Annotated in this window: 13 protein-coding genes and 1 pseudogene; all 14 read right to left on the minus strand. The window is 47.7% G+C overall.

The window, feature by feature from the left end; translation table 11 throughout:
* Positions 1-46: 46 nt before the first annotated feature.
* On the minus strand, positions 47-274 hold the full coding sequence (gene csrA / locus D3H55_RS01530; RefSeq protein ID WP_119545129.1) for a carbon storage regulator CsrA: 228 nt from the start codon (positions 272-274) through the stop codon (positions 47-49).
* 4 nt (positions 275-278) lie between these two features.
* Complete coding sequence (gene fliW, locus D3H55_RS01535; protein WP_119545130.1) at positions 279-725, minus strand: flagellar assembly protein FliW; 447 nt, start codon at positions 723-725, stop codon at positions 279-281.
* A 17-nt stretch (positions 726-742) separates the two neighbouring features.
* The gene (locus D3H55_RS01540; protein ID WP_119545131.1) at positions 743-1,333 is read right to left on the minus strand and encodes a DUF6470 family protein; all 591 of its coding nucleotides are present in this window, start codon (positions 1,331-1,333) and stop codon (positions 743-745) included.
* Positions 1,334-1,408: 75 nt separating this feature from the next.
* Positions 1,409-2,311, minus strand: coding sequence for a flagellar hook-associated protein FlgL (flgL, locus tag D3H55_RS01545; RefSeq protein ID WP_119545132.1), 903 nt, complete (start codon positions 2,309-2,311; stop codon positions 1,409-1,411).
* A 15-nt stretch (positions 2,312-2,326) separates the two neighbouring features.
* A complete protein-coding gene (flgK, locus tag D3H55_RS01550) occupies positions 2,327-3,931 on the minus strand; it encodes a flagellar hook-associated protein FlgK (RefSeq protein ID WP_119545133.1) in 1,605 nt (534 codons plus the stop codon).
* A 25-nt stretch (positions 3,932-3,956) separates the two neighbouring features.
* Entirely contained in the window at positions 3,957-4,448 is a 492-nt protein-coding gene (locus D3H55_RS01555) for a flagellar protein FlgN (RefSeq protein WP_119545134.1), read from the minus strand.
* 14 nt (positions 4,449-4,462) lie between these two features.
* Entirely contained in the window at positions 4,463-4,726 is a 264-nt protein-coding gene (flgM, locus tag D3H55_RS01560; protein WP_119545135.1) for a flagellar biosynthesis anti-sigma factor FlgM, read from the minus strand.
* 97 nt (positions 4,727-4,823) lie between these two features.
* The gene (locus D3H55_RS01565) at positions 4,824-5,228 is read right to left on the minus strand and encodes a TIGR03826 family flagellar region protein (protein ID WP_119545136.1); all 405 of its coding nucleotides are present in this window, start codon (positions 5,226-5,228) and stop codon (positions 4,824-4,826) included.
* Positions 5,229-5,294: 66 nt separating this feature from the next.
* Entirely contained in the window at positions 5,295-6,008 is a 714-nt protein-coding gene (locus D3H55_RS01570; protein ID WP_119545137.1) for a ComF family protein, read from the minus strand.
* Positions 6,005-7,501, minus strand: coding sequence for an ATP-dependent helicase ComFA (locus D3H55_RS01575; protein ID WP_420808722.1), 1,497 nt, complete (start codon positions 7,499-7,501; stop codon positions 6,005-6,007). The genes D3H55_RS01570 and D3H55_RS01575 overlap by 4 nt, the downstream gene beginning before the upstream one ends.
* 96 nt (positions 7,502-7,597) lie before the next feature.
* A complete protein-coding gene (locus D3H55_RS01580; RefSeq protein WP_119545138.1) occupies positions 7,598-8,443 on the minus strand; it encodes a DegV family protein in 846 nt (281 codons plus the stop codon).
* A 251-nt stretch (positions 8,444-8,694) separates the two neighbouring features.
* The gene (locus tag D3H55_RS01585; protein WP_119545139.1) at positions 8,695-9,594 is read right to left on the minus strand and encodes a DMT family transporter; all 900 of its coding nucleotides are present in this window, start codon (positions 9,592-9,594) and stop codon (positions 8,695-8,697) included.
* 204 nt (positions 9,595-9,798) lie between these two features.
* Positions 9,799-10,746, minus strand: coding sequence for a methyl-accepting chemotaxis protein (locus D3H55_RS25445; protein ID WP_420808725.1), 948 nt, complete (start codon positions 10,744-10,746; stop codon positions 9,799-9,801).
* A pseudogene (locus tag D3H55_RS25450) lies at positions 10,741-11,586 on the minus strand (HAMP domain-containing protein); the annotation flags it as partial. The gene D3H55_RS25445 and the pseudogene D3H55_RS25450, both read right to left, overlap by 6 nt.
* Positions 11,587-11,787: the final 201 nt, after the last annotated feature.

Raw genomic sequence — 11,787 nt, forward strand, 5'->3', positions numbered from 1 at the left:
TTATCGGCAGGAGGATTGCATGTTTAATAGTTACGCTGAAAAAGTTTTAATTTTTGTCTTTTTGTGAAAGGAGGGCGAAGAGGTCCTGCACTCCCTGTGATGCTTCTGTGTTTTCTTGTTGTATGGACAGGTAGATTTCCTTGCGGTGGATTTCAACGTTTTTCGGTGCGTCTATCCCCAGCTTGATTTGATCGCCTTTGATGCTGAGGACGGTTATCTCGATATCATTTCCGATTTGGATGGCTTCTCCTGTTTTTCTGGACAGTATCAGCATTGTCTCACCCCTTCACCTTTTGCATTTTTCGGTTGAAGATGAAGTGCTTTGTCTGGTAGTCTGTCTCGTTCAGTATGACCTGCTTTCCTTTTTGATTGGCTGTGTTCAGGATGATCGGTGCCTGGAGGTTTGCTGTTGTGTTGGTAATCGGATCTTTTACTGTAAGGATCGTAAGGACCTGAACATCTTTATCCTGGGTCAATTCCAGCTGTTCAAGAATGGAAGCGTTGAGTGTGAAGTCATAATCCTTAAAGAACTGAAAAGGATCCGTTACGACAAATCCAAGGTGCGGGGTGGCCACCGATTGCAGCACTTGAAATCCTTCAATTTGAGGAAGAGGAAGCAATATGAATTCTCTCTCATCCACAAAACCCGGGATCCCCTGATCAAACTTCCATATGTCATTGATGGTAATATCTAAGTCACCATGATATTTCGTCATTATCTTCATGAGTCACATTCCTTCTATTAAATTTCTTGTTCATAGTTGATTCCGACAAATTTCAGATTCGTAAAGTCAATATCCAGGCTTTGATGCTGCTTCAAGGATATATCGACCTGGCTTGGTGTATAGTTGATGATCGGTTTCTGGGATTTCGAATTATTAATGACCTGCTGAGGCTTAGCATCAATTCTCACATCACCAGGTTCATAGTTTATTTTTACAGAGCCATGCCGCGGTATCCAGCCGATGTTGAATTCATAGATCGGTGATTCCCCGTTTCGTTTAGCTTGGGAGGCAATCGCACCGCCGCCATTCTCGATCATCATCAGTTCATCGCCATCCTGTGAAATGGATGCGGTCGCTTCAAGTGCTGCCTGCTGGTCTTCCTGGGCATTTTCTTCAGCCATTCGGAAGACACTTTTGATGTTCATATCCGCCCAGGCTTCTGTCTGGTCAATTGTTAACCTGCCCGGAGTCGTTTCTATGTTCAGTATAGCCTTTGGCTGCTGGATATCCAACTCTGCCTGGGGCTGCTCGATTTCCATTTTTCCCGGCATGGTTTGGATGGCAATGCTTGCCGGAGAAGATTGTAATCGGATTTGCGGAAAATTCATGAGTTCACCTCCAAAAGAAAAGGGACCAGCCCCAAGGTGACAGTACACCTTAGAGGGCCGGTCCCCTTCTGTTTCTTATCGCAAAAAGTCCATCAAAGTCGGCTGGATGATTCTTGCTCCCACACCAAGCGCTGCTCTGTGTACACTTTCCTGTGTTTTTAAATCAGTGATGACTCGTTCAATATCAGCATCTTCGTTATCTGAAAGTACCCGGCTGGCGGTGATTTCCTGCTGCATCAGACGGTCTTCCACCATTTCCAGGCGGTTGTAGCGGGCGCCAAGTTCAGAACGCTCTGCTGATAGCTGGTCTGTTACTGAATCGAGGTTTTCCAGCTGTGTATCCATACTGGACATATCGCCAGATTCAAAGGCATTTTGAATGTTGTGAATGGTATCGAACAGCTTTTGGCTGAATACATTGTTCGGATTCACGTTGGCTTTTAATGAGACCCCACGTGATACTTCGATTGAATAGTTATCGATGGAACTGTCCGCGATGTTGGCTGCCACTTGCGGTGCTGTGCCGGCATTGCCTTTATCCGCTATTGGTGACTTGCTGACATCTGTTCCGTGAAAGATGTATCTCCCCGCTACCTGGGTATCAGCGACGTTTACAAGGTCCTCTTTGATCTGTTCGATTTCCCTGGCGATTGCCTGGCGGTCTTCCGGGCTCAGTGTGTCATTTTTTCCCTGAATCGTTAATTCACGGACACGCTGCAGGCCTTGGTTCGCCTGATCGATTCCGGCTTCGGAGTTCTCCATCCAAAGGTAGAGCTCTGACAGGTTTCGTTTATACTGCTCGATGCCTGTCAGGTTCGAGCGGTAGAACATGCCTTTCATCGCCACGACAGGGTCGTCGGAAGGCCTGGTGATTTTTTTACCTGTGGCCAGCTGATCCTGAAGCTTGCCCATTCTGTCATAGGATGAGCTTAAGTTTCGCATGGAGTTTGCTGTCAGCATACTTTGTGTTACCCGCATATCAATTCACCATCCTTATCTTCCACCGGTACCCATACCGTTGACGATTTTGTCGAGCATTTCATCCTGCAGTGTGATCATTCTTGCTGATGCGTTGTAGGCATGCTGGAATTTGATCATGTTCGTCATTTCCTCATCAAGTGAGACGCCGCTGACGGACATCCTGCGTTCGTCCACCGCCTGGCGGAGGACATCACTGTTGCTTGTGAGCCTGACTGATTCCTGGGAGATGACGGCCATATTGCCGATTACTCCCTCATAGTAGTTGCGGAAGTTTGCTTCTTCGCTGCTTCCTTCTTTATATTCAAGAGATTTATTGATTAAGTCCGCAAGCTCGAGCACTACAGAGGAATCCCCGGCTGCTGCTTCATCAGGTCTTTCACCTGATGCAGATGCGATGTTGTCCAGATCATCTTTAATGACCTGCGAGATGCCGATGCGGCTGGCAAAGCCCTCTCTTGGTCCGAGGTGATTCGTCAATGGATCTGCATCATTCGGCAGAGGTTTGCCATCAGTGCCTTGAGCCGGATCCGTGAAGAAAACATTCTTCACATTCTCTCCTGCCTCAATCTCGTTCAGTCCCATTCCATCAGCATGAATTTCATTGAATTCTTTTGCAAATGTAAAGGCGAGGTTATCGAGTTCAGAAAGCATGTCAGTGTAGACACCTTTCACTCCGCCCTGGGAAGAATCCTGGTAGCCGTACATCTCGATTAATCCCTGCAGCTTGCCTTGAGAGGTGAACTTTTCAGGGCTGACTTCCATCGTTCCGACTTTGATCTTGCTGATGATCCCATTCGGTCCATCTGCTTCGACTTTGATGGCATTCGCCCCTCCTGCGCCTACGAGGACGGCAGAGGCTTGACCATTTTCATTCATCAGTTTGACGGTCGCCTGTCCGTCGGCGATATCAAGTGCACCGCCGCCGCTTGATTTGTATGTAACCTGGACATCGACGATTTTTGACAGCTCATCGATGAGGCGGTCGCGTTCATCATATAGATCATTCGGCAGATACCCGTGCGGTTCGACATCGCCGATTCTTTTATTCAAGTTATCTATCTGTCTTGTTAAGGAATTGACCTGGTTTTCCGTTACATTGATTTCATTTTTCAAATCAGTACGGATGCTTGAAAGTGAAGAAGCAACATAATTGAACGTTTCAGCCACTGCCACTCCACGCTGGCGCACAACGGAACGCGCTCCTGAATTTGTCGGATTGACTGCCAGGTCCTGCAGCGACTGCCAGAACATGTCCATCGTTTTGGAAAGGCCTGAGTCAGACGGCTCGTTCATGACTTCTTCCATCTTCTTCATGGCTTCCATCTTGGTCTCCCAGTAACCGAGCTTGTTGTTTTCCCCGCGGTACTGGATATCAAGGAATTTTTCGCGGACACGCTGAATCGAACCTGCTTCCACACCTGTTCCCATCTGTCCCGGGATCTGCGGGCGGTTGATGGATGGGGATGGATAAGGTTCTGTCTGTTCAAAGTTCACGCGCTGGCGGGTGAATCCCGGTGTATTGGCATTGGCAATGTTATGTCCTGTCGTGTGCAGGGCTCCCTGCTGGGTGTACATCCCGCGCTTGGCAGTTTCAAGCCCCATAAAAGTGGAACGCATGGTGTGGCCTCCGTTTCAAATCTTTTTATGCTTTTGAATCGAACATCGATTTCTGTGATGGCTGTCCCTTGTTTTCTGTAGGACGGCTGTAATTGGTCTGTTCCGGCTGCGGCTGCAGCATGGACAGGTTCATATTCACGAATTGAAGAGATTGATAGACAAGCTTCTGGTTCAGTTCATTCTGTTCTCTTAATTTCACTGTCAGTGCCAGGAGTTCTGCTTTCAGCCTCTCCAGTTCAGGCTTGTCCCCATCATCGGCATGGCGGATGACTTCCGAGAGATTCGGTGTCCCTGCTGACGCCCCTCTTTGCAGAAGGAAATCAGCAGCCAGTTTCTGCCGCTGATTTTCCAGGGTATTGATAGCGGAAATATGATTCTGCTCTTTTTTTATAAAATCATTCAGGGCTTCGGTATTGCCTTTTTTGATAGAGTCTGTCTTTTCCAGTGACAGGTCATACAAGCTCCTGTGAAGCTTATGAAGTTTTTCCAATGTGGTGATCAGTGATTGAGCTTGCATGTCTGCACCTCCTGTTAGTTACGGTAGAAATTGATCAGGCCTTTGGCTATTTTCTGCGGATCCGGCTTGTACGTGCCATTTTCAACATTGACTTTCAACGCTTCCACTTTTGCCTGCCTTTCCTTCGTCAGCCTGGATGTTTCCTGCATCTCTTTGGCTGCGGAAGAAATCTCCAGCTTGTCGGCTTTCTGTACGTTTGCTTTGGCCGCCTGGTCGATTTTATTCAACTGGCGTTTATAAGGATTGATTCCTGAATTATTAAGGTTGTTGATTTTCATGAGGCATCCCTCGCTTTCTATTTTCCGCTCATCGTTATATCCATTATATCGGATGCGGTTTCAATTTGTTTAGTATTTACCCCGTGGGTGTTTCTTCCTATTTTGAATAGTAGGTGGATTGCTGCGCTCTTTTCTTGTGATCTTTAAAGGATTCTTCTGATGATAACCTCTGGAGGTCCTGGGTCAATTCATCGGTACACTGCCCGCAGAGTTTGCCTTTCGGTATGATTCTTCCACATTTGTCGCATGGATAACCCATATTCGGAAAATGCGCCGTCTGCAGACGGCCTTTGCGCACCCATTTATGAATCAGTTTTTCTTCGGCCCCCGTCACTTCGACGACCCTCTCGATGGAAGCTGCACGGTTTTCCCGTATTCTCAGGAATTGATACACCTCTTCATATTTCTTTTCTTCTTCCTTATAGCATTTTTCGCATGTATCGCGGAATTGGCTCTTTATAAAAAGTTCATTGCATTTTGGACAGTTCAGCAGTTCAGACATGTTGTTCTCCTCCCGTTCTTGCTCTTATCCTATATATCGGCTGTTTTGTCCTTCTGTTTAGTATTGTCAGCCTCTTGCTATTGTCAGGGAAGATATTTTGCCGGCTCCTGCCTGCTTGAGGAGCTTAGCAGCCTGGCGAAGGGTGGTGCCGGTGGTGTAGATGTCGTCGATGATGAGGATGGATTTGTGGGTGATGTCCGGTGTGAGGTCGGGGGGCAGTTGGAAAACCTCTTCACTGGCGATCCGCTGCTGTCTTGATTTTTTGGATTGTTTTTCGGAGTGTCGGCGGACGAGGAGCTGTTGGGTGGTGAGGCCGGATTCCTTTGCGAGAGCCTCTGCCTGGTTGAAGCCCCGCTCTTGCAGGCGTTCGGAGCTTAATGGAATCGTCGTGATGAGGTCGGCTTCCAGGTTGTGAATTTCCTGCTGGACCGCCTGAGTGAAGGCTTTTACCAAAACATAATCTCCTCTGTACTTGAAGCGGGCGAGGTATTCTTTTAAAAAGTCGTTGTAATTATATATGGAAATGTTCTGCGTCAGTACACTTGTGTGTATTGGATCCTGCTCCCATCTGATGCAGTCGAGGCATATTCCTTCTTTTATATATTGAGGTTCGAGGAGGGACAACTGGCGGGAACAGATTTGGCACCGCTCCCCTGCGATGGGATGCAGCTGTGAGGAACATTTTCCGCAGAGCCATAACTCTTTTGGTGTGAAGAAGAAGGAGTTCCAGGTGATGTGGTAGTCGATTTCGCTGTGGCAATTCAGGCAGTGGAAGTTCATTTGCTGAGCAGCCCCCTTTTGACGCCCTGACGATTCATTTCTTTTATATGATGGATCGCTTTGATCATGGAGAGGGTCTTGCCGTAGTGGAAAAAGGTGATGTCACCTGAAGGATGCCTGGCGCTCCTGCCGACACGTCCGGCGATCTGCACAAGGGCACTTTCGGTAAAAATATCTTCTTCAGCTCCCATTACGGCGACATCAATATTCGGGATCGTGACCCCTCTTTCTAATATGGTGGTTGTAAGCAGGATTGGAATCTCGCCGTCTCTCATTTTCTGGACCTTTTCTTTGCGTTCGGGGTCTTCGGCATGGACGGAGAGGATGCCGGGATGGAGCTTTTGGAAAAGCGGGAGTGCTTTTTTCATTGTTTTGACGCTTGGGAGGAAGATGAGGGCCTGTTTATGTGTGGTGATTCGCGCTTCCGTCCAGCGTGTGATGGGTGCAGGGAGCCTTCCTTTTTCCAGTTTTGGTTTCCAATTTCCGCACCATTTTAATGATGGGACCGGCAGAGGGTGGCGGTGGTATCTCGCCGGGATGGTGACGGTGTTTCGTTTTCCGTACTTTGCTTCCCTTTGCAGTTTGCTGTCGGGCGTGGCAGTGAGGTAAATCAGGGAGGACTGCAGTTTTCGGGCTTTTTTTACGGCGAACTGGAGTGTTTGGTCAAAGGAGTAAGGAAAGGCATCGACTTCATCGACAATGGTGACGTCGAAAGCAGAATGGTAGCGGTAGAGCTGATGGGTGGTGGTGAGGACGAGCTGGGAATGCTTGTGGCGGTCATCGCTTCCACCGTAGAGCGCAATGGGATTTGCGGCGGGGAATACTTTTTGCAGGCGTGGTAAGAGTTCGAGGATGACATCGGTTCTTGGGGTGGCGATGCAGACTCTCTTTTCGTTTTTTAAAGCCTGGTGGATGCCATTGAAAAGCACCTCGGTTTTTCCTGCACCGCAGACTGCCCAGACGAGGAGATCGGTGTTTTGGGTGATGGCTTGTACTACTTTGTCGGAAGCGGTTTGCTGGCCTTGAGAGAGGGTTCCCTCCCATTCGAAGGATTCTATCTTTCTATTTTTGGACGGGCCTGTCCATTGGATGAGCGGTGAGCACTGCGAGACCCTGCCCATCATGATGCATTTGCGGCAGTAGGTGCAGTCCTCTCCGCAGCGGCTGCAAGGAAAGGTGGCGAAGAGGGCAGAGTCCTGATTTCCGCAGCGTGTGCAGCACGGCCGGCCCCTGTTTGTTTGGACTCCTTTAGTGTAAATGAGACAGCCGTTTTCGTAGTGTTCGTGGATTTCTTTTAGTGAATGGGGGATTTCTTCCGGGAGGAGGGCTTTGCCTTCCAGAAGGGTTTGAAGTTCTGGATTGAATGCGTAGGATTGGTTGAGGGCTTGGTTGCGGAGTTCGTCTGGCAGGTCGGAAATCCGGGTGAGGGGTTGGTTCATTTCAGTGGCGAGGGTTTCAGGGGTTATTCTTTCTGTTGTATAGTGAAATCGCAAATGCAACACTCCTTTTCTTTTTATATTCTCTTTTGGAGTAGCGATTCCTTTTTTGTAATTGGAAAAACCCGCTGAAATCCCAGCGGGTTTGCTTCCTCACATTTTTCTGGACCAGCCCATGCCCATCGAGCCTTCACCGAGATGAGTGCCGATGACGGGGCCGAAGTAACTGACGGAGAAGTCCGTGTCAGGATATTTTTCTTCCAGTTCTTCTTTCCATTTTTCCGCTTCTTCTTCGCGATTGGCATGGATGATGACGACCTGCATCGGATATCCTTTTTGAATATCATTGTCGAGCAGTTCGACGATCCGCTTCATCGCCTTTTTACGTGTGCGGATTTTTTCAAACGGGACGATGACCTTCTCCTGGAAATGAAGGAGCGGCTTGACTTGCAGCAGGCTGCCGATGATGGCCTGCGCGGCGGAAAGGCGTCCGCCTCTTTGCAGATGTGCCAGGTCATCGACCATGAAATAAGCGCTGACGGTTTCTTTCATTTCGTCCAGTTTTTGAACGATCTCTTCAGGTTCCACTCCCTCTGAGGCGAGCTTCGAGGCATAAATCGGGTAGAATCCCTGCACCATGCAGCTGATTTCAGAATCGTAAGGGTAGACCTGGATTCCTTCGACCATGTCTCCTGCCTGGACGGCGCCCTGGTACGTACCGCTGATGCCGCTCGAAAGGTGGATGGAAATCACCGCGTCATACTCTTTAGCCAGGTCTTCATACAGTTCGACGAAGCTTCCTACTGATGGCTGTGAAGTGGTCGGGAGTTTTTCTTCGTGTTTGACTTCCTGGTAAAAGTCGCTTGCGGAAATATCAACTTCCTCCCGGTAGGACTCACCGCCGAGGATGACGCTCAACGGAATCATCTTTATATCATATTGATCTCGCAATTCATTGGGGATGTAGGCCGTACTATCCGTCACAATTGCCGTTTTCATTAAAAGTAACCTGCCTTAACGTTTATTTTACCGGGCTGAACCGGTAACTTGTCTTGTTTCAATGTATGTATATTGAACATTTTATATGAAAAAGGGTTGGTTTGCATTACAATCTGGAAAAAACCTCTTTACCGCGTTAAAGCAGTGGGGGACAGTCCCCTGTTACGTTAAAGTAACAGGGGACTGTCCCCGGCTGCGGTGAAGCGTTAAAGTGTCTGTTAATCAAACGTTTGTTTAACTGCTGGAAAGCCTTAGTTTGCCAGTGTTTTGCCGACTTTTCCCTTCTTTCCTTTCCTTGATGAAAGGAAGACACCTGCAAAGATGATGACGAGTCCAAGGATGAGGTTCGAGGTAATCGGCTCTCCCAACAGGACAAATCCCCAGACCATCGCGGAGGCCGGGATCAGATAGGTGACGGTTGAAGCAAATTCCGGGCTGCCGTTTGTCAGCACATAGAAGTAAAGCAGTGCCGCAATCCCTGAGCCGAAGCATCCCAATCCGATAATGGATAGAATGACTTTCGGTTCCGCCAGCGCTCCCCACTCAATGCCCCTCGTGAACAGCATGCCGACGACGCCGGCTGCCATTCCGACAAGAAGCTGAAAGGTTGAGATGGCTACCATGCTGACTCCCTGAAGCGCCCGCTTTGTGTACTGTCCTGCAAACCCGTAACAGATGGTTGCCAGAAGCATGGTGCCGATGCCGATGAAATTGGATGTGAACAATCCTGCCACCTGGAAATCCATCAGCACGAGGATCCCCAAGAACCCTACCAAGATGCCCATCCATTGAAATCTGTTTAATACCACTGAGAACAACGCAAAGCCGATCAATGCCGTCCAAAGTGGTGTTGTTGCATTCAGGATGGATGCGGTATTGCTGTTGATCTGCGTCTCACTCCAGGCAATCAAGGACCAAGGAAGGCCTGCATTCATCAAACCCACGATTAATAATTTCCCTTTTGGAAGAGGAGCCTTCTGTTTTTTCATCCGATTTCTGATGAACAGCGGCAGCAGGATCAAGATCCCGGCAAGGCACCTGAGGAAAGTCGTTCCCCACACACCGGCGGGGTCGACAATCACTTTGATGAACACAAACGAAAGCCCCCATATCAAACTGAGGGTGATGAGTGCACCATATAATCTGACCATATGTATTCCTTCTTTCTGTTTAACCTTGTAAAACTATTTCTGTAAATGAATATCTTACATCATACAATATTTAGAAGAAGATGAGTGCTGTTTTTGCTTATGGATGGAATTCCCTTTTTCCTTCGACAAAAACCGGGTGGTGCCTGGCACCTGCAGAACAAAAAAATCCAGCGGGCACCACCCCGCCGGATTTTTTAAAGTCTATTAAATTTCAAATTTGCGGATCAATACGTCAAGCTTGTCTGCAAGGTCGTTCAGGCTTTCCGCGTTGCGGGCCACTTCCTCCATGACGCTTGTGGACTGCTGGACGGTTGCGGACGTCTGTTCGACACCAGCGGCAGATTCCTCTGAAATGGAGGCAATGTTTTCGATCGACTGGTTCATTTCAGATCCTTTGCTGTTGATTTCCACCAGGTTCGTAGAGATTCTGTCGATGTTATGAACCATGGACGAAATCTGATCGCCAAGCGCGGTCAGGCTGTCTTTTGTTTTTTCAATGCTTTCAGTACCGCTCCGGACTTCTGTGTATCCATCATTCAACGAAGAAGCGATGGTGTTGGATTCGTTTTGGATGCCGTGAACGACTTTCGAGATCCCTTCAAGGGACTGAGAAACCTGGACGGCGAGCTTCCTTACTTCCTCTGCCACGACCGCAAAGCCTTTTCCGCTTTCACCGGCACGCGCCGCTTCAATGGCAGCGTTCAGGGCTAGCAGGTTGGTTTGGTCGGCGATTCCCTGGATGACGTTTACAAGACTTGAGATCTCGTTGGAACGCGCTTTTAACGATTCGACTTTTTCAACTGATGTTTCCACCACTGTATAGATCTTCTTCATTTGTTCTACAGACTCAGACATCAATGCTGAGCCTTCTTCTGCTTTAGTAAGGACGATTTTGGAAGACTCACTGACTTCCTGGCCAAAACGGTTGGATTCTTCGACGGCTTTGGTAAAAATCATCATCATTTCATTCAACTCTGATGCGGAGTTTGCCTGCTGGTCGGCACCGGCTGTCAGGTCCTGCATCGTAACGGCAATCTGCGAGCTTCCTTCCCTCACTTCAAGGGAAGATTGCGACAATGTAGCACTTTGCTCGGTTACGGTTTCCGATACCTTCCGCATGTCTCTTACCATGGAAGACAGGTTATTTTTCATATTATTGATTGCTGAACTTAACTGCCCCACCTCATCTTTTCCGAGGTAGGTCAGTTCATCGGCATTCAGCTTTCCTTCAGAAATGGCATTAGCTGTCTTGACGACTCTGTTCAGGCTTCTGGAGATCATACGGTTGATGATGATTAGAAGGGCGATCCCCAATACTGCAGAGACAATGATTGCAACAACCATGATGATTTTGCTATGGGCAATGCCATCGTATGCTTCTTCAAGGGCAGCATCTTTATCTGCTAAAACTATGGCACGGAGATCATTAAGCTTTTTAACTGTATTCGGTGCAATGATGCCGGCTTTTTTCAATGTCGTATCAAGAAGGACCGTTGAATTTCGGTCTACACTCGGAACCACCTCATCATGGAAAAGGCTGTTCAGTTCTTTATCACTTTCAATAATGAAACTAAATAATTCCTTTTCCTGCTTCGAATTCATCTGGGCAGCCAGTGACTTGGTGAAATTCGTGAATGATTCCTCCTGAGCCTTAAAGTCTTCAACAATCTGCGGATCCTTTTCATTCGCATAGCGTTGAAGCAGCAGCGACTTATCACGGAAGATGCTTCCCATTTCCGTCAGTTCCACAGAGCGGACATTGCTGACATCCACTTCTTCGATATTGTTTTTGATGGTATTGTACTGCATGAAAATAATGACGGATGAAATTAAGAAAAGAACGATTGTGGCATTCAACGCTGTTATGTATTTCTGCCCGATCTTCATGTTATTCCACATGCGATGATTCGAAGCAGATTGCTTCTTAGGCTGCTTTTGCTTTTTCACCTTATCCTTCGGCTTCCGTTTGAACATGTTCCCCAGTTTACTCATCTTCCGACCCCTCACCTTATGTAATTAAGACTGTGAAATTAGAACTATTACTTTGGCAAAATGATATCCTCTTTACTAAAGAGGATACTTTACGAAATTGTCTTACTATTTATTTCGACAACATTCACAAAATTTACATAAGTTTTTCGCAATTCCTTAATATTTTTTACTGAGGCGCTTTAGTGCTTTAAAGCAGTCGGG

Source organism: Bacillus salacetis (genome assembly GCF_003581585.1).
Classification (GTDB): Bacteria; Bacillota; Bacilli; order Bacillales; family Bacillaceae_B; genus Rossellomorea; species Rossellomorea salacetis.